At 67.5% G+C, this 17774-nt stretch carries 16 protein-coding genes; 15 read left to right on the forward strand and 1 reads right to left on the reverse strand.

Annotated features, from left to right (window positions below; all coding sequences use genetic code 11):
• The first annotated feature begins 27 nt into the window (after positions 1–27).
• The 9 genes from FHW85_RS20425 to FHW85_RS20465 all read left to right on the forward strand — a co-directional run bounded on the left by FHW85_RS20425 (position 28) and on the right by FHW85_RS20465 (position 8678).
• On the forward strand, positions 28–897 hold the full coding sequence (locus FHW85_RS20425; protein ID WP_243868214.1) for a TraB/GumN family protein: 870 nt from the start codon (positions 28–30) through the stop codon (positions 895–897).
• Positions 898–1502: 605 nt separating this feature from the next.
• Positions 1503–3743, forward strand: a complete 2241-nt coding sequence (gene parC / locus FHW85_RS20430) for a DNA topoisomerase IV subunit A (RefSeq protein WP_168649492.1) — start codon at positions 1503–1505, stop codon at positions 3741–3743.
• A gap of 51 nt (positions 3744–3794) precedes the next feature.
• Positions 3795–4085 carry a biotin--protein ligase gene (locus tag FHW85_RS20435; protein WP_167257795.1) on the forward strand — a complete coding sequence of 97 codons (291 nt, stop codon included), beginning with the start codon at positions 3795–3797 and terminating at the stop codon, positions 4083–4085.
• The gene (locus FHW85_RS20440) at positions 4082–4858 is read left to right on the forward strand and encodes a biotin/lipoate A/B protein ligase family protein (protein ID WP_168649493.1); all 777 of its coding nucleotides are present in this window, start codon (positions 4082–4084) and stop codon (positions 4856–4858) included. The genes FHW85_RS20435 and FHW85_RS20440 overlap by 4 nt, the downstream gene beginning before the upstream one ends.
• A gap of 295 nt (positions 4859–5153) precedes the next feature.
• Positions 5154–5636, forward strand: a complete 483-nt coding sequence (locus FHW85_RS20445) for a hypothetical protein (protein WP_168649494.1) — start codon at positions 5154–5156, stop codon at positions 5634–5636.
• A 160-nt stretch (positions 5637–5796) separates the two neighbouring features.
• Positions 5797–6639 carry an alpha/beta fold hydrolase gene (locus FHW85_RS20450; RefSeq protein WP_167257798.1) on the forward strand — a complete coding sequence of 281 codons (843 nt, stop codon included), beginning with the start codon at positions 5797–5799 and terminating at the stop codon, positions 6637–6639.
• Positions 6640–6647: 8 nt separating this feature from the next.
• The gene (locus tag FHW85_RS20455) at positions 6648–7013 is read left to right on the forward strand and encodes an EamA family transporter (RefSeq protein ID WP_167257799.1); all 366 of its coding nucleotides are present in this window, start codon (positions 6648–6650) and stop codon (positions 7011–7013) included.
• 4 nt (positions 7014–7017) lie between these two features.
• Positions 7018–7470, forward strand: a complete 453-nt coding sequence (locus FHW85_RS20460) for an EamA family transporter (RefSeq protein WP_208399892.1) — start codon at positions 7018–7020, stop codon at positions 7468–7470.
• Positions 7467–8678, forward strand: coding sequence for a DegT/DnrJ/EryC1/StrS family aminotransferase (locus tag FHW85_RS20465; protein ID WP_168649524.1), 1212 nt, complete (start codon positions 7467–7469; stop codon positions 8676–8678). The genes FHW85_RS20460 and FHW85_RS20465 overlap by 4 nt, the downstream gene beginning before the upstream one ends.
• 60 nt (positions 8679–8738) lie before the next feature.
• Here the strand turns inward: FHW85_RS20465 and FHW85_RS20470 are convergent, their stop codons facing one another.
• Positions 8739–10334, reverse strand: coding sequence for a hypothetical protein (locus tag FHW85_RS20470; RefSeq protein WP_246866833.1), 1596 nt, complete (start codon positions 10332–10334; stop codon positions 8739–8741).
• Between the two features lie 644 nt (positions 10335–10978).
• On the opposite strand from FHW85_RS20470, the gene FHW85_RS20475 reads away from it, so the two are divergent.
• Genes FHW85_RS20475 through FHW85_RS20500 form a run of 6 tightly spaced genes read left to right on the forward strand, consistent with a single transcriptional unit; the run spans position 10979 to position 17291 of the window.
• Positions 10979–11443, forward strand: a complete 465-nt coding sequence (locus tag FHW85_RS20475; RefSeq protein ID WP_168649495.1) for a type IV pilin protein — start codon at positions 10979–10981, stop codon at positions 11441–11443.
• Between the two features lie 2 nt (positions 11444–11445).
• Complete coding sequence (locus tag FHW85_RS20480; RefSeq protein WP_168649496.1) at positions 11446–11928, forward strand: GspH/FimT family protein; 483 nt, start codon at positions 11446–11448, stop codon at positions 11926–11928.
• Complete coding sequence (pilV, locus tag FHW85_RS20485) at positions 11925–12488, forward strand: type IV pilus modification protein PilV (RefSeq protein WP_168649497.1); 564 nt, start codon at positions 11925–11927, stop codon at positions 12486–12488. Before FHW85_RS20480 ends, pilV begins: the two co-directional genes overlap by 4 nt.
• 14 nt (positions 12489–12502) lie before the next feature.
• Positions 12503–13543, forward strand: coding sequence for a PilW family protein (locus tag FHW85_RS20490; protein WP_168649498.1), 1041 nt, complete (start codon positions 12503–12505; stop codon positions 13541–13543).
• Positions 13544–13545: 2 nt separating this feature from the next.
• Positions 13546–14085, forward strand: a complete 540-nt coding sequence (locus FHW85_RS20495) for a PilX N-terminal domain-containing pilus assembly protein (protein ID WP_168649499.1) — start codon at positions 13546–13548, stop codon at positions 14083–14085.
• A gap of 32 nt (positions 14086–14117) precedes the next feature.
• The gene (locus FHW85_RS20500) at positions 14118–17291 is read left to right on the forward strand and encodes a PilC/PilY family type IV pilus protein (RefSeq protein WP_168649500.1); all 3174 of its coding nucleotides are present in this window, start codon (positions 14118–14120) and stop codon (positions 17289–17291) included.
• Positions 17292–17774: the final 483 nt, after the last annotated feature.

Genomic DNA, 17774 nt, shown 5'->3' on the forward strand with positions numbered 1-17774 from the left:
CGCCCGCCGTCCCACCTGGAGTTGCCGTTGAAGCCGTTCCGCCGTATCCGCGTCCTGTTCGCGCTGTGCCTGCTGCTCGCCGCTCCCGCCTTCGCCAACCCCGGCCTGTGGGTGGCGAAGAAGGATCAGGCCACCGTCTACCTGTTCGGCACCGTGCACCTGCTGCCGTCCGATGCCAACTGGTCGTCGAGGCAGCTGGACCAGGCCCTGGACGCCAGCAGCCGGCTGGTGATCGAACTGACCGACGACAACCCCGCCAACATGCAGGCGCTGGTGATGAAGTACGGCCTCGACCCCGCGCATCCGCTGTCCAGCAAGCTGTCCGAACGCGACCGCCGCCGGCTGGAACGCGCCGCCGAAGAGGCCCAGCTCCCCGGCGGCGCCGCCACCCTCCAGGCCATGCGCCCCTGGCTCGCCGCCGTCTCCCTGGCCGTCGGCCCGCTGGTCCGCGCCGGCATGGACCCCGCCCAGGGCGTCGACAAGACCCTGCGCGCCCTGATGGAAAAAGCCAACAAACCCGTCGAAGGCCTGGAAACCGCCGAGCAGCAGCTGCGCATGCTCGCCGACATGCCCGAACCCCTCCAGCTCTCCTTCCTCCGCCAAAGCCTCGACGAAGTAGCCCAAGGCCCCGCCCGCCTCCGCGACCTGATCGACGCCTGGCGCCGCGGCGACACCGACGAAATCGCCCGCATCGAAGACGAAGACCTGCGCAAAGGCTCCCCCGAGCTGTACGACCGCATGCTGGTGAAGCGCAACGAGGCCTGGGCAAAAAACATCGCGGAACGGATGAAGCAGCCCGGCGTGACGTTTGTTGCCGTAGGCGCAGGCCACCTCGCCGGCCCCGACAGCCTGCAGAAGCAGCTGGAGAAGCTGGGAATCGAAGTGCAGCGGCAGTAACCCACCGCCTCGCCACGTTGGGGTTCGCCTGCGGCTCACCCCAACCTACGCCACGGCAAGATTTAACGTTACGCTCCGCCCGTCCCCTCACCCTGCCCTCTCCCCGGAGGGGAGAGGGGTGAAAGCGTGAGGTAGGCAGGAACGAAGAGCCAAAGCTGGCCTCAGTTCTTGAACGTCCTCTCGGCCACGGCACGTTGAAGAAGCCGCTACGTAAACGCACTGATGTTTCGTATAGACCCAGGTTAATCAAGTTACCGCAGCCGTCCACCGCTCCTTCTAGTCGCGTCGCGAGCCTTTGACTTGAGGCCATTTCTCTTTGGTTACTTTCTCTTTGGGCCAGCAAAGAGAAAGTGACCCGGGCGCCGGCAGGCGTCCGGAATGCCCGCTGCATAAGCGGCCAAGTCGCGCCAACCACACCTAGTCGCCACTGGATGATTCGCTTCGCCCACCCCTTCGGGGCCGCCCTACGGGCGTTCTTCGCGCTACGCGCTCGTCCGGCCTACGCCAGGATAACGACCACAGAAAATGACGCCAAACGCCCAATCTGGCACCATCCCGAGCCTACCCGCGCGCCCCGCGCGCCACCTCGCCCCCCCCATAACTAAATGAACCTGCAAGCCAACTTCGAACAAATCCCACTCAAGGAATACGCCGAGCGCGCCTACCTCGACTACTCCATGTACGTGGTCCTGGACCGCGCCCTCCCCTTCGTCGGCGACGGCCTGAAGCCGGTCCAGCGCCGCATCGTCTACGCGATGAGCGAACTCGGCCTCTCGGCCACCTCCAAGCCGAAGAAATCCGCGCGCACCATCGGCGACGTCATCGGCAAATTCCATCCGCACGGCGACAGCTCCTGCTACGAAGCCATGGTGCTGATGGCGCAGCCGTTCTCGTACCGCTATCCGCTGGTCGACGGCCAGGGCAACTTCGGCTCGCCCGACGACCCGAAGAGCTTCGCGGCGATGCGCTACACCGAATCCAAGCTCAGCCCCATCGCCGAGGCGCTGCTGGGCGAGCTGGGCCAGGGCACGGTGGACTGGGTGGCCAACTTCGACGGCACCCTGGAAGAACCCAGCTGGCTGCCGGCGCGCGTGCCGCACGTGCTGCTCAACGGCTCGATGGGCATCGCCGTGGGCATGGCCACCGACATCCCGCCGCACAACCTGCGCGAAGTGGTCAGCGCCTGCATCCGCCTGCTCGACGATCCGGACGCCACGGTGGCCGACCTGTGCGAGCACATCCAGGGTCCGGACTATCCGACCGAAGCGGAGATCATCACCCCGCGCAACGAACTGCTCGCGATCTACCAGAGCGGCACCGGCTCGCTGCGCGCGCGTGCCGTGTACCAGCGCGAAGACAGCAACATCGTGATCACCGCGCTGCCGCACCAGGTCAGCCCTTCGAAGGTGCTGGAGCAGATCGCCGCGCAGATGCGCGCGAAGAAGCTGCCGATGATCGAGGACCTGCGCGACGAGTCCGACCACGAGAACCCGATCCGCCTGGTGGTGGTGCCGCGCTCCAACCGCATCGATCCGGACGAGGTGATGCAGCACCTGTTCGCCACCACCGATCTGGAAAAGAGCTACCGCGTCAATCTCAACATGATCGGCCTGGACGGCCGTCCGCAGGTGAAGGACCTCAAGCGCATCCTCACCGAGTGGCTGAGCTTCCGCACCGCCACCGTGACGCGCCGCCTGGAGCACCGCCTGGCCAAGGTGGAGCGCCGCCTGCATCTGTTGGAAGGCCTGCGCATCGCCTACCTCAACCTGGACGAGGTGATCCGCATCGTCCGCACCGAGGACGAGCCCAAGCCGGTACTGATGGCCCGCTTCAAGCTCAGCGAAGAACAGACCGACTACATCCTCGAAACGAAGCTGCGCCAGCTGGCCCGCCTCGAGGAAATGAAGATCAATGCCGAGCGCGACCAGCTGGAAGAAGAACGCGCCCGCATCAACGTGCTGCTGAAGTCGCCGGCCAAGCTCAAGGGCCTGATCAAGGAAGAACTGCGCGCCGACGCCGCCAAGTTCGGCGACGAGCGCCGCTCGCCGCTGGTCAGGCGCGAAGCCGCGCAGGCGCTGGACGAAAGCGCCCTGGTGGCGAGCGAGCCGGTCACCGTGGTGCTCAGCCAGAAGGGCTGGATCCGCGCCGGCAAGGGCCACGACGTGGACGCCGAGGGCCTCTCCTACCGCGAGGGCGACAGCCTGCTCGCCGCGGTGAAGACGCGCACCACGCAGCAGATCGCGGTGATCGACTCCACCGGCCGCAGCTATTCCACGGCGGCGCACACGCTGCCTTCCGCGCGCGGCAACGGCGAGCCGCTGACCGGCCGCTTCAGCCCGCCGGCCGGCGCCAGCTTCGACGCGCTGTGCGCGGGCGACAACGACACGCGCCTGATCCTGGCCACCGACTTCGGCTACGGCTTCGTCACCCGCTTCGAGGCGCTCACCGGTCGCAACAAGGCCGGCAAGCAGATGCTCACCCTGGGCGACGGCGCGCGCGTGCTGCCGCCGCAGGTCAGTCCCGATCCTTCGCGCGACCGCCTGGTGGTGGTCACCACTGAAGGCCATCTGCTGATGTTCTCGGTGGCCGAGCTGCCGGAGCTGGACAAGGGCAAGGGCAACAAGCTGATCGAGATTCCCAAGAGCAAGCTCAGCTCGGGCGACGAGCGCGTCGCCGGCGTGGCGGTGGTGACCGAAGGCAAGGGCGAGGTCACGCTGTACGCCGGCCAGCGCAAGCTCACCCTGCGCTGGTCCGACCTGGTGGAGTTCGGCGGCAACCGCGCCAGCCGCGGCGGCGTGCTGCCGCGCGGCCTGCGCCGCGTGGAGCGGATCGAAACCACGGGCTGATCCATCGCGCCGCCCCGGTGCGCCGGGGCGGCGGTCTGCCGGAGGCTGCACATGCACGGCGAATACAAGATGCCCGGCGGCAAGCTGGTGGTGGTGGATCTGGACGTCCACGCCGGGCGCCTGTGCCGCGTGCAGGTCAGCGGCGATTTCTTCCTGGAGCCGGACCGCGCGCTGCGCGACATCAACGCCGCGCTGGAAGGCCGCAGCGCCAGCGCCGACGAAGCCACCCTGGCCTTCGCCATCCAGAGCGCGCTGAGCGCCGACGTGCTGATGTACGGCATCTCGCCCGAGGCCATCGCCGTGGCGGTGCGCCGCGCCCTGCACGAGGGCGCGCAGGCATGAGCCGCAGCGAGTGGAGCGCGCACGGCTGGGAGCTGATCCACCAGGACCCGCAGCCCCCTGCGCTGCACATGGCGCTGGACCAGGTGCTGGCCGACGAAGTCGCCGCCGGCCGCCGCGCGCCGACCCTGCGCATATGGGAATGGGCGTCGCCCGCGGTGGTGATCGGCCGCTTCCAGTCGCTGCGCAACGAAGTGGACCTGGACGGCGCGCGCCGCCACGGCATCGAAGTGGTGCGGCGGATCAGCGGCGGCGGCGCGATGTTCATCGAGCCGGGCAACACCATCACCTATTCCATCTATGCGCCGCTGGGCCTGGTCGAAGGCCTGTCGTTCCAGGAGTCGTACGCGCTGATGGATGCGTGGGTGATCGAGGCGCTGCGCGAACTGGGCATCGAAGCCTGGTACCAGCCGCTCAACGACATCGCCTCCGCCGCCGGCAAGATCGGCGGCGCCGCGCAGATGCGCCATGCCGGCGCGGTGCTGCACCACGTGACCATGGCCTACGACATCGACGCGGCCAAGATGCTGGACGTGCTGCGCATCGGCCGCGAGAAACTTTCGGACAAGGGCACCGCCAGCGCAGCCAAGCGCGTCGACCCGCTGCGCAGCCAGACCGGCCTGCCGCGCGAGGCGGTGATCCAGCGGATGATCGACACGTTCCGGCGTTTGCACGGCCTGCGCGACGGGGCGCTGACGCCGGACGAGCTGGCTCGCGCGCGCGAACTGGCGGCGAACAAGTTCCACAAGCAGGAGTGGACCGCCGAAGTGCCGTAACCCGCTCTTCCCCCTCTCCCCTCCGGGGAGAGGGCCGGGGTGAGGGGCCGGGCGGAGCGATGAGCGGAGGGTCGATAGAAACTCAAGAGCTTTTCTTCGCTCCGTATCAACGGGGTCGCAAGATTGGCCCCTCATCTGCCTGCCGGCATCTTCTCTCCCACTGGGACTACCTTCGGGTCGCCCGGAGGGGAGAAGAATTTCGAACTGGAACTTCGCCGCATGTCCGGCCATCCAACCCCGTTGTGCACGCTTCCCCCGCCCCAACCGTTATCGGCAGCGCCCCCGGAGCCACCCCATGAACACCAAGCTCATCCCCATCGCGCTGGCCACCGCCCTGCTCGCCGCCGCCACCCAGGCGCAGACCGCCGGCAGCCTCAACCTCAAGCTCCCGCCGGGCAGCGTCCCGGCCAGCGCCAGCACGGCCGCCGCGCCGGCCAGGCCCGGCGACGCCCCGCCGGCGATGGATCCGGTCAACCCCCGCTCCAGCGCCAACGCCAATCGTCCCGCCCCCGGCGTCTACTACGGCGACACCAGCGGCCGCACCGCCGCCCAGGACGAGGCCGAAGCCGAGGCCAGCCGCCCGCACTGCGACGACGCCACCTACAACCAGCCCCAGGTGCACGGCAGCGTGGGCATGGGCGTGGTCACCGGCAATCACTGGGGCTCCGGCACCTACAACAGCGGCGCGGTGAACATCACCCAGCGCACCGGCGACTGCTCGCACCCCACCGGCAGCATCGGCCTGTCGATCGGCGTCAGCCGCTTCAACGGGCGCTGAGGCGTACGATCCGGCGGCGCTAAGTCCTGGATCCGCAAGCAGGTCGAAAGTTTTTAGAAAGAGCTCCCGGCCAGACTGGCACGGTCAGTCTCAGCCTTTCTCGCGAAATCATGCGCCCAGCCGTTACGCTTCAAACCTCTCCCAGCCTGGGCTCCCAGCCGTGATCCAGAACGTCGAATTCCGCTTCGAAGGCGGGCGCGCCGGCGTCATGCTGATCCACGGCCTCACCGGCACCCCGGCCGAAATGCGCCTGGTCGGCAAGGGCCTGAACCGCGCCGGCTTCGACGTCTACGGCATGCAGCTGGCCGGGCACTGCGGCGACGCCGACGACCTGCTCGCCACCAGCTGGCACGACTGGTACGAGAGCGTAAAGACCGCCGCCGAGCGCTACGCCAGCCAGCTCGACCACCTGTTCGTGGCCGGCCTGTCGATGGGCGCCGTGCTGGCGCTCAAGCTCGCCGCCGACCGCCCCGACCTGGTCAAGGGCGTGGGCGTGTACGGCGCCACCTTCCGCTACGACGGCTGGGCCACGCCGTGGTACGGCAAGTTTTCCTTCCTGCTGCCGCTGGTGACCCGCCTGGGCATCGGCCGCAAGTGGATGGTGCAGGAAGAAGAACCCTACGGCCTGCGCGACGAGCGCATCCGCGCCCAGATCAGCTCGCTGATGCTCGGCGGCGACAGCGCCGCGGCCGGCCTGCCCGGCAACCCGTGGCCGTCGCTGGCCGAGATGTACAAGATGGCCGCGGTGGTGAAGCGCGACCTGCCCAAGGTCACCGCGCCCTGCCTGATCGCGCACGCCACCGAGGACGACATCGCCAGCGTCGGGAATGCGCACCTGGTCGAGCGCGGGGTGTCCGGTCCGGTGGAGATGCTGCTGCTGGAAGACAGCTATCACATGATCACCATCGACCGCGAACGCCGCCTGCTGATCGACCGCTCCGCCGATTTCTTCGGCCGCATCGCCGACCCGGCCGCCGCAGCCGCCGCGCGCGCCGCGGCCTGAGCGCGCCGATGAGCCCGCTCGCCGTCACGCTGTGGCTGCTCAACGTCACCCTGGACACGGTCGGCCAGCTGTCCTTCAAGGCCGCCGCCGGCGACCCCAACGCGGGCGACGGCCTGGCGCGCTGGCGCTACATGGCCGCGCGGCCGTGGATCTGGATCGGCATCGGCTCCTACGTGGCCGAGTTCCTGGTGTGGATCGCCTTCCTCTCGCTGGTCGATCTGTCCGAGGGCGTGCTGCTCGGTTCCATCAACATCGTGGTGATCATGATCGCCGGACGCATCCTGTTCCGCGAGAAGCTCACCCCGCTGCGCGTCACCGGCATCCTGCTGGTCACCGCCGGCGTCTGCATCGTGGGGATCGCCGGTGGAGGCTGAGCGCATGGCATCGACGCCGCAGCGCCTGGGGCGCTTCTATTTCTTCGGCTTCCTGATCCTGGTGGCGTTCGACACCGTGGTGCAGCTGGCCTTCAAGTACGCCGGCAACCACGCGTTTCCGCCCGAGGCCAACTGGGCCTGGATCGTGCGCGTGTTCGGCCATCCGTGGATCTACCTGGCGGTGGTCGGCTACGTCGGCAACTTCTTCACCTGGATGACCCTGCTCAAGCACGCGCCGATCGGCCCGGCCTTCGCGGTGACCCATCTGGAAGTGGTCAGCGTGATGCTGTTTTCCATCTGGCTGTTCAACGAGCCGCTGACCTGGGCGCGCGCGATCGGCGCGCTGGTGATCGTGGCCGGCATCGTCTGCCTCGCCTTGGCCGAGAGCGGCGCGCATCCCGAAGGCGATGCGCCCACCGAGGCCAAAGGCGCGCTCGGCGTTGCCGCCGGAGACTGAGCCGCATGCGCCGCGAGCTGCCGCCCACTGCCGGCCTGCCGCTGCGCCTGTCGGACCTGCTGCCGCGCCGCGCACGCTTCGCCGCGCAGCTGGCCGGCTGGCTCGGCGTGGCGCAGCCGCAACTCGAATGCTCCGGCACCGCCGCCATGGTGGTGGCCTTGCATGCCATGCACCGCCTGCGCCCGCAGCGCGACGAAGTGGTGGTGCCGGCCTGGACTTGCCCGCTGGTCGCGCTGGCCATCCATCGCGCGGGGCTGAAACTCAAGCTGTGCGATCTCGCCCCCGGCAGCATCGACATGGACGCCGCGCAGCTGCGCGCGCTGTGCGGCCCGCGCACCCTGGCCATCGTGCCGACCCACCTGGCCGGCCGCGTGGTCGACGTGCCGGCCGCCATGGCGATCGCGCGCGGCTGCGGCGCCTATGTGCTGGAAGACGCCGCGCAGGCGCTGGGCGCCCGCCGCGGCGGCGCCAGCGTGGGCCTGCAGGGCGACGCCGGCTTCTTCAGCCTGGCGGTGGGCAAGGGACTCACGCTGTACGAAGGCGGCGTGCTGATTACGCGTGATGCCGAGCTGCGCGAGGCCTTCATGGCGAGCCGCCGCGAGGTGATCCGTTCCAGCCTGCGCTGGAGCCTGCAGCGCGCGGCGGAACTGCTTGGCTATGCGGTCGCCTATCGGCCCTCGCTGCTCTACGCGGTGTATGGCAAGCCGCTGCGCAAAGCGCTGGCCGAAGGCGATCCCGTGGCCGCGGTGGGCGACGATTTCGGCCCCGATATTCCGCTGCATCCGCTCGGCCGCTGGCGCCAGGGCGTGGGCACCGCCGCATTCGCCCGCCTGCCCGCCTTTCTCGATTTCACGCGCAAGCAGGCGCTGTCGCGTCTGGACGCCTTGCGCGCGCTGCCCGGCGTCACCGTGTTCGACGATGCACCGGGCACGCAGGGCGCATGGCCCTTCCTGCTGCTCACCCTGCCCACCGCCGCCGCGCGCGACGCCGCGCTCGGCACGCTGTGGACCGCGGGCCTGGGCGTCAGCCGCCTGTTCATCCACGCCCTGCCCGACTACGGCTACCTGCGCGACATCGTGCCGGCCACCGAGCTGCCCAACGCGCGCGACTTCGCCGCGCGCTCGCTCACCATCGGCAACAGCCCGTGGCTGCGCGGCGACGAGTTCGCACGCATCGTCGACACGCTGCGGCGCACGCTGCGCGGCTGAAGGCAAAACAAAACCCCGCTTGCACAAGCGGGGTTTTGCGTGGCGCAACGGACACCAGGCTTACTGGCAGGACGGGAACTTGAACGAAGCCAGCCGCGTGCTCCAGTTGAACGAACCCGTCGTCTTCAGATACTCGTTGGTGTACCAGAACGTGCAGTCGTCCACCGGGTCCACCGTCATCGCGCTGTAGTCGCCCCAGCGCGACAAGTTATTGCCGCTCTGCGAACCGGTGCCCTCGACGATGCTCGCCTCGGCCTGCATGGTGTTGAGCGCATCGGTGGCCAGGCGGCCGGTGTAGCGGATGGCCGGATGGATGGTGCTGCTCGACGCGCTGTAGCCGAGCGCCATATTGCCCTGCTTGTCCATCGCCACCGAACCGAGCCAGCGATAGGTGGTATCCGGCGAATAGGTCGATTGCTGGTACACCACCGGGGTACCGCCAGGACTGCGGACTTCATACCAGCGCACGCCGGTATACGGGTTCTGCTTGCTGGTGCCGACCTTCACCGAATGGCTGACCACCAGCGATTCGTGGTCGGCGAAATGGCGGTAAGCCAGGCGGAACATCAGGCGATCCGCCAGCGAGTCCAGCTTCTGCTTCGTACCCGACTGCGGAATGCAGGTGCCGCCGCTGCACGCCGCCGAGAACGTGGCGACCGGGATGGCGGTCGGCCCGCTCAGCGTGCTGTTGGCGCTGTTGCTCCAGTCGACGTGGAACTTCCACAGATTGAGTTTGTTGGTGCCGAAGTTCATCAGGTAGTTCGGCGCGCCCGCCGGCGGCGCGGTGGCGCCGTCCAGGTCCGCCGGCAGCACGCTGCCGTAGCTGCTGGAAAGCTGGAAGCACTGCTGCGTCGCGGCCTGTCCGCTCAGCATCGCGTTGCGGTCGTAGGCGCATAGCCTGGCGCCGGAGAAGCTGTTGCCGCTGAACATGTTGAAGGTGATGTAGTAGGCGTCCGGCCATACGCCCAGCTTCGGATAATCGGGAAACACGCTGCCGTAGTTGAACGCGTAGCGGTAATACGCACCGGTGGCATCGCTGGTGGCCGAAACCGCCACGCACTGGTAGTACGGCGCCGCGGTCACGGCGAACTGCGTGATGATCCAGCGGCCGGCGGCCTTGTCGTACACCACCACGCCGTCGCCGTCGTTGTCGGTCTCGCAGGGGCCGCCGAAGCCGGACCACAAGGTGTTGGTCTGCACCGGCCCGTACACCACCTGCTTGCTCGCCTTGTCGAACACCGCGAAGCCGGTGTTCACCAGTTGCACGTACTGGGTGGCGCCCACCGCGCCGTTGGTATCCGGCGGCGCGCTGTCCACCGTGAAGCTGCCCTGCGGCCCGCTGAAGCCCTGGCCCACGCCGTCCACGCCGCTGCCGGCCGTCGGCGCGGCGCCGGTGGCGCTGCCCTGCACGGCGCCGTCGGGCGGCGAGCCGGGGCCGTCGATCCACGGCAAGGGACGCGCCGCGTGCTCGCGCGGGCTCTTGGAAAAGTCATCGGGGCGCGGCATCACCCCGCGCAGCGAATGCAGCGTGTCGTGCTGCGCGGCCGGCGTCACTTCTACGGCAGAGGAATCCTGGGCATGCGCGCCTGCCATGCACGACGCGCCCACGGCGATACACAACGCGGCGCCCGCGGCGCCGGTCTGCTTGAGGAACATGATGGTCTCCCTGGTCTAGGTTCAACGAACGATCGATCGCCCTCTCTCGAGACCGGTTCGCGCCATCCCCCTGCGGCCGTGAAGCTCGACGCTGCCGGCAACGCTTTGCCATGGCTGCCGTGAGGCGCGGAGCGCCTGGTACCCACGGACGGCCAGCTGGCCGTCTTGGTAACCCAATTTGCTTAGCGGATCCTTACGACGACGCCCGCACCGAATGCATAGGCCAATGCGCCGGCGGGTGACCAAATGGGGCGCAAAAGACCTTTTTGGTCGGGCCGCTTTAAATAACCGCAAAAAGCATAGACCGAAAGATATAGAGACGCCCGATCGATTAACGAAAATCAATGCCGTTATCTCGTGGAAAATCGGCCGGAAGACGATTTTTCGTGTTTTCGTTCGCCAGGCTTGCGCCTGACTTTCCCCGGCACGCCCGATGCATATGATTTCCCCGCCATCCAGGGTGATAACCGGCTGTTACACCTGATGGCCTAGGGCCGCGATTATAGGAAAACGGCCGTGCGGCAAATTGACATTGGATATTCCCGATACCTACGCTCCACTTGCCATTCCCAGCGATGCCGGCGGATTTTCGCATTAAGGCCGCGCCGCGGAATGACCAAGTGAACTCATGGGGGAGCTTTCACATGGTCGCGCCCATCTCGCCATTCACCGCCACGCCGCCCGGCACGTCCGCGCGGTGCCGTGCGGTGCAGGGCTTCACCCTGATCGAGCTGATGGTGGTGGTGGCGGTGATCGCCATCCTCGCGGCGCTGGCCATCCCCAGTTATTACCGCTACATGCTGCGCGCCAACCGCGTGGCGGCCGAGGCGGTGATGCTCGACATGTCCAGCGCGCAGGAGCGCTACATGATCGACAGCCGCCAGTACACCACCAGCAATGCGCTGCTCGGCTACGGCGCACTGCCGGATACGGTCTCGCCGAACTACACCATCGCGGTGGCCACCAGTTCCGGCCCGCCGCCGAGCTACACCATCACCGCCACCCCGATCGGCAACCAGACCCGCGACAGCGGCTGCGGCACGCTCAAGCTCGGCAGCAACGGCAGCAAGACCGCCTCGGGCACCTCCACCACCTGCTGGAAGCGATAGCCATGCGCCGCGCATACGCCAGGGGTTTCACCGCCGTGGAGCTGATGGTCACCGTCTCGGTGCTGCTGGTGCTGACCGTGCTCGCCGTGCCGCAGATGGCGCCGTTCCTGCAGCGCCAGCGGCTGAAGAACGCCACCATGGACCTGGCCTCCACCGTGGTGCTGGCGCGCAGCGAGGCGATCAAGCGCAACGGCACCGTCTACGTGGTGGCCAACGGCACGGACTGGAGCAAGGGCTGGACGGTGAGCATCGCCAGCGCCGTCACCCCGGCCAGCACCATCCGCGCGCAAGGCACGCTGGACGGCCTGCGCATCAACGAAGGCGGCGGCAACACCTCGTTCAATTTCGGCGGCGACGGGCGCATGTCCGGCACCGGCATGTCGTTCACGCTCAACCCCACCGTCACCTCGCAGGGGCAGCAGCCGCTGTGCGTAGCGGTGGGCGCCACCGGGCGCGTGCAGACCACCAAGGGAGCCTGCTCATGAAACGCCAGCGCGGCATTCTGCTGATCGAGGTGCTGGTGTCGATGCTGATCGCATCGGTCGCCCTGCTGGGCACGGTGATGATGATGGCGCGCTCCACCCGCAACGAGATGGAGTCCTACCAGCGCGTGCAGGCCCTGACCCTGGTGCAGGACATGGTCTCGCGCCTCAACGCGAACCGGCAGGTGGCGGCCTGCTATTCCAACGGCGCCACCGGCCTGGCCACCGGCTCCGGCTACGCCGCGCCGCCCACCTGCGCCACCGGCACGCCCTCGCCCACCGCGCTGCAGGCGGCCACCGCCAATGCCGACCTCGCTGCCTGGCGCAATGCGCTGCTCGGCGCGGGCGAAAGCTCCGGCGGCAACAAGGTCGGCGCGATGCTCGGCGCGATCGGCTGCGTCGAGCGTATCGACGCCACCAACAACGTCTACCGCATCACCGTGGTGTGGCAGGGCCTGATGCCCACCGCGGCGCCGGGCGTGACCTGCGGGCAGAACAAATTCGGCGACGACAGCCTGCGCCGCGCCGTCAGCGTGCAAGTCCGCATCGCCAGCCTCTCGTGACCGCCGCCATGCGCATGCCTTCTTCCATCCCGCCCCTCCATCGCCAGCGCGGCCTGTCGCTGGTCGAGCTGATGATCGGCGTCACCATCGGGCTGGCCATGCTGGCCGCGCTGGGTTCGCTGTACGTCGCCACCTCCAAGGCGCGCGCCGAGTTCAACAAGACCGGCGAGCAGGTCGAGAACGGCCGCTACGCGCTGGAATCGATGGTGCGCGACGTGGAAATGGCCGGCTTCTACGGCCGCCCCGGCCTGCCCGCCACGCTGCAGTACAACCTGCCCGGCGCCTGCAATACGACGCAGGCCTCGATGGGCTTCGACAACACCACCTCGCCGCTCACCGTGCCGGTGGCGCTTTCGGGCGTGGCCGCCGGCGGCGCGAAGCCCGCGTGTTTTTCCAGCATGAGCACCGGCACCGAGGCGCTGACCGTGCACTACGCCTCCGGCAATGTCTCGGCGGCGGTGTCCGGTACCGAGTACTACCTGCAGCAATCGAGCTGCACCACCGACACCAAGCAGCTGGTCTACGACAAGAGTTCGGCCAACTTCACCCTGCTCGGCAAGACCTGCAGCAGCGGCAGCCCGGCGGAGCTGCGCAAATACGTGGTGCGCAGCTATTACCTGGCGGCCTGCGACAACTGCGCCAGCGGCGGCGACAGCACGCCGACCCTGAAAGTGGCGGAATTCGTCAACGGCTCGATCCAGGTGTCCTCGCTGGTCGCCGGCATCCAGGACGTGCACCTGAGCTACGGCGTGGACACCGACGGCAACGGCTCGCCCGACTGCTACGTCGACAACCCCGCCATCGACAACTCCGCCACCTGCACCGGCAGCAGCGGCTACGCCTGGACCAATGCCACCACCAACTGGGCCAACGTCACCGCGGTGCGCGTGACGGTGCTGGCGCGCAACCTCGATGCCACGACCGGCTGGAACGACACGCGCACCTACGACCTGGGCCGCGCGACGCCGGACGGCCCCTACAACGACGCTTACAAGCGCCACGTCTACAGCGCGGTCGCGCGCCTGTGGAACGTCGGCGGCGTGCGGGAGAACTGAGCATGCATCCTTCATGGCATCCAGCGCAGCGCCAGCGCGGCTTCACCTTGATGATGACCCTGGTGTTCCTGGTGATCTTCCTGCTGTTCGCCATCTCCATGGCCAGCTCCAGCATGATCAACACCAAGGTGGCGTCGAACCAGCAATACCGCATGGAAGCCCGCTCGGTGGCGCAACAGGGCGTGGAGGCGGTGATGAACCAGGCTTTCACGCTCAATCCGATTCCCGCCAGTTCGGTGCCGATCGACGTCACCGGCGACGGCAACAACGACTTCACCGCGCAAGTGGCCGCGCCGATCTGCCTGGACAGCAAGCCGGTGCTCAACCGCGACCTGTCGCTGGGCGACGTCTGCCGCACGCCCACCAGCAGCAGCGGCGACCTCGTGGTCGGCTCCAGCGGCGGCGCCGCCGCGTTCTCGCTGTGCTCGGACACGCAGTGGGAAATCCAGTCGTCCGTCACCGATCCGAACAACAGCGCGACCTCGGTCACCGTGCACCAGGGCGCGTCGGTACGCGTCCCCGTCGGAACCCCCTGTCCATGAACACACCCAGCAGCCTCCGCGGAGACGCCGCCATGCTCCACACGCGCCCATCCTTGAGCCGCCGCCTGCGCCGGCTGGCCTGCGCCGCCGCCCTGCTGGCGGTGCCGGGCCTGGCATTGAGCGAGGACATCGATCTGTACACCGGCGCGCCGGTGAACGGCGGCTCGCCGAATCTGCTGATACTGCTGGACAACGCCAGCGCCTGGAACGGCTCGGTGAATTTCAGCTGCCCGACCGCGGGCGTGGTATCGGCCAACAATGCGGGCAAGGATGTCGGCTTCGAGCAGTGCTCGCTGTACCAGGCCGTGACCGCGATCGGCACCAACCCGGTGCTGCTGGGCAAGATCAACATGGGCCTGATGCTGTTCGATCCGTCGAGCAACGGCGGCTGGTTCCGCTTTCCCAATGTGGGCCGCGCCAGGGATCCGGGTGCGCTGCCGCTGATGGACGCCACGGGCGTGGCGAATTTCCAGACCACCATCAAGGCGCTGGACCGCCAGGCCGACAACTCCAACAACTCCGCCGTCGGCGGCGGCATGGAAGAGATGTGGGCGTACTTCGCCGGCAAGACCGGCTTGTCCGGCGTCACCTACCATTCGCCGCTCTCCGGCGTGTGCCAGAAGAGCTTCGTCATCTACATCGCCAATGCGGTGAAGAACGGCAAGCCGCAGGATGCCGGCAATTCGCCCAGCGCGCAGTCCTCGCTGCAGCAGGCCACCGGGCAGTCCAATCCCACCGAGATCGTGATCCCGCCGCCGAACAACAAGTACCAGGCCAACTGGGGCGACGAGTGGGCGCAGTTCATGTACCAGACCGACCTGTCCGGCGGTTCGTCCACCAATCCGCAGAACATCATCACCTACACCATCGCCGTCACCGACGGCAGCAACCCGGACTACGTGCAGTTCCTGCAAAGCATGTCCAGCCACGGCGGCGGCAAGGCCTTCGTGGTGAACATCAACGACCCGAACGCGCTCAATGCGCTGGTGAACGACCTGCTGCAGATCTTCAACGAAGTGCAGTCGATCAACAGCGTGTTCGCTTCGGTCAGCCTGCCGGTGAGCGTGAACAGCCAGGGCGTATCGCTGAACCAGGTCTACGTCGGCGTGTTCCGTCCCGACCCGACCGCGCAGCCGCGCTGGGTCGGCAATCTGAAGCAGTACCAGCTGGGCCTGGACAGCGGCAACAACGTGATCACCGAGGATTCGCTCGGCAACTCGGCGATCAGCAATAACGGCTCCGGCTTCATTTCGCCCAATGCGTTGAGCTATTGGACCTCGGACCAGCAGGCCGGCACGCCGCGCAACGGCCCCCTGGCTTTCCCCGGCAGCAGCGTGGTGAGCAACTGGCCGGCGACCGGCTTCTGGATCAACAAGCCTTCCGGCATCTCCCTGGCCTACGACGCGGTGGACGGCGAAGTGGTGGAGAAAGGCGGCGTGGGCGAAATGCTGCGCGCGGACTATCTCACCTCGCAGACCGGCCGCACCGTCTACACCTGCAACGGCGTCGGCAGCTGCCCTACCGGCACCGCGATGCCGAAGTTCGACACCAGCAACGGCAACATCACGGCGGCGCTGCTCGGCACCACCGCCAGCGACCTGCCCAACCTGATCAACTGGGTGCGCGGCGCCGACAACACCAGCCCGAACAACGAGGCCGAACCCGGCCCCGGCGGCGCGGTGACGGTGCGCCCGTCCATCCACGGCGACGTGCTGCATTCGCGTCCGGCCATCATCAACTACGGCGGCAGCACCGGCGTGGTGGTGTTCTACGGTTCCAACGACGGCTACTTCCGCGCGATCAACGGCAACCAGACCACCGGCATCGGCACGGTGCGGCCCGGCGGCGAGCTGTGGTCGTTCATCGCGCCGGAGTTCTTCGGCAAGCTGAAGCGCCAGCGCGACAACAGCCCCGTGATCAAGCTGCCCGGCATCACCGATGCCACCGCGCAGCCGAAGGATTATTTCTTCGACGGCACCACCACGGTGTACCAGAACCAGAGCGTCACGCCCGCGACCACCTACATCTACCTCACCGCGCGCCGCGGCGGCCGCTTCATCTATGCGTTCGACGTGAGCACGCCGACCGCGCCGCGCTTCCTGTGGAAGAAGTCCAGCTCCGATATTCCGGAACTCGGCATGACCTGGTCGCAGCCGAAGGTCGCGCGCATCAAGGGCAATACCAACCCTGTGCTGATCATGGGCGGCGGCTACGACACCGCCGAGGACGTGGATCCCGTGCAGAGCGCCGACAGCATGGGCCGCGCCGTCGTCATGCTCGATGCGGTCACCGGCGCGCCGGTATGGATCGCCGCCCCCAGCTGCACCGGCCAGCCCAGCCCCTGCACCGCGGTGCCGGGCATGACCTATGCGATCCCGTCCGACATCACCCTGCTCGACCGCGACGGCGACGGCAAGATCGAGCGCCTGTACGCCGGCGACCTCGGCGGCAATATCTGGCGCGTGGACCTGGAGCCGAATGCGCTCACCTCGCCGTCCAACTGGACCGTAACCAAGCTCGCCAGCCTCGGCGGCACCGGCACCAATGCACGCAAGTTCTTCTATCCGCCCGACGTGGTGCCGACCGGCAGCTACGACGCGGTGGTGGCAGCGAGCGGCGACCGCGAACACCCGCTGGCTTCGAACGCGGCCTCCAACGTGATCAACCGTTTCTACAGCCTGCGCGACACCAGCACCGGCAACAGCGTGGCCCCCACCTGGACCGCCATCACCGAGAGCAACCTGACCGACGCCACCAATACGCTGTACACCGGCAGCGGCCCCGGTTTCTACGTCACGCTGGCCAATGCGGGCGAGAAGGCGGTGAATGCGCCGCTGACGGTGGCCGGCTATACCTACTTCGGCACGAATCAGCCGGCGAATCCGACCAACAATCCGAACATGTGCTATCCGAACCTGGGTATTGCGCGTGGCTACGCGATCAGTTTCCTCGACGGCAGCGGGCTCAACTCGAACCGCTTCGTGAAGTTCGATGGTGGCGGCATGCCGCCGTCGCCGATCTTCGGGCTGGTGCAGTTGCCCACTTCGGGGGGTGGGACGTTGCTGACGCCGGTGTTGATTGGTGGTGGTAATCAGTTGGGACTGGTGGGTGGCAACAATACTTCTTCGCTGGGGACGCAGAAGGTTGTGCCGCCGGGGACGGGGAAGCGCAAGCGCACTTATTGGTATGTGGAGGGGGTGAAGTAGGTCGCGCCCCCTTCTCGTCATCCCGGCGTAGGCCGGGATCCAGGTTCTTTGTCGCGTTATCGCGATTGGGCCGCTTATGCAGCGGGCATTTCGGACGCCTGCCGGCGCCCGAGTCACTTTCTCTTTGCTGGCTCAAAGAGAAAGTAACCAAAGAGAAATAGCCTAAGAGCAAAGGCTCGCGACGCGACTAGAAGGAGCGGTGGGCGGCTGCGGTAACCTGATTAACCTGGGTCTACACGAAACCACAGTGCGTTTACGTAGCGGCTTCTTCAACGTGCCGTTGCCGAGAGGAAATTCAGTGATTGAGGCCAGCTTTTAGGCTTAGCCCTGTTCGTTGCGTAAGCGTACGGCGTAGGTTGGGGTGAGCCGCAGGCGAACCCCAACACCCGCACCTTCACGCGCCTCGCCACGTTGGGGTTCGCCTGCGGCTCACCCCAACCTACGCCACGGCAAGATTTGACGTGGCGCTCCGCCCGCCCCCTC

The sequence above is a fragment of the Dyella sp. SG609 genome (genome assembly GCF_012275375.1).
Classification (GTDB): Bacteria; Pseudomonadota; Gammaproteobacteria; order Xanthomonadales; family Rhodanobacteraceae; genus Dyella_D; species Dyella_D marensis.

Bases quoted from the DNA above. Each gene is read 5' to 3' on its own strand.
- FHW85_RS20435 (WP_167257795.1), top strand. From the start codon at position 3,795: ATGCACGGCGAATACAAGATGCCCGGCGGCAAGCTGGTGGTGGTGGAT.
- FHW85_RS20480 (WP_168649496.1), top strand. From the start codon at position 11,446: ATGCGCCGCGCATACGCCAGGGGTTTCACCGCCGTGGAGCTGATGGTC.
- FHW85_RS20470 (WP_246866833.1), bottom strand. From the start codon at position 10,334: ATGTTCCTCAAGCAGACCGGCGCCGCGGGCGCCGCGTTGTGTATCGCC.
- FHW85_RS20500 (WP_168649500.1), top strand. From the start codon at position 14,118: ATGCTCCACACGCGCCCATCCTTGAGCCGCCGCCTGCGCCGGCTGGCC.
- pilV (WP_168649497.1), top strand. From the start codon at position 11,925: ATGAAACGCCAGCGCGGCATTCTGCTGATCGAGGTGCTGGTGTCGATG.
- parC (WP_168649492.1), top strand. From the start codon at position 1,503: ATGAACCTGCAAGCCAACTTCGAACAAATCCCACTCAAGGAATACGCC.
- FHW85_RS20495 (WP_168649499.1), top strand. From the start codon at position 13,546: ATGCATCCTTCATGGCATCCAGCGCAGCGCCAGCGCGGCTTCACCTTG.
- FHW85_RS20455 (WP_167257799.1), top strand. From the start codon at position 6,648: ATGAGCCCGCTCGCCGTCACGCTGTGGCTGCTCAACGTCACCCTGGAC.
- FHW85_RS20490 (WP_168649498.1), top strand. From the start codon at position 12,503: ATGCCTTCTTCCATCCCGCCCCTCCATCGCCAGCGCGGCCTGTCGCTG.
- FHW85_RS20475 (WP_168649495.1), top strand. From the start codon at position 10,979: ATGGTCGCGCCCATCTCGCCATTCACCGCCACGCCGCCCGGCACGTCC.
- FHW85_RS20445 (WP_168649494.1), top strand. From the start codon at position 5,154: ATGAACACCAAGCTCATCCCCATCGCGCTGGCCACCGCCCTGCTCGCC.
- FHW85_RS20440 (WP_168649493.1), top strand. From the start codon at position 4,082: ATGAGCCGCAGCGAGTGGAGCGCGCACGGCTGGGAGCTGATCCACCAG.
- FHW85_RS20460 (WP_208399892.1), top strand. From the start codon at position 7,018: ATGGCATCGACGCCGCAGCGCCTGGGGCGCTTCTATTTCTTCGGCTTC.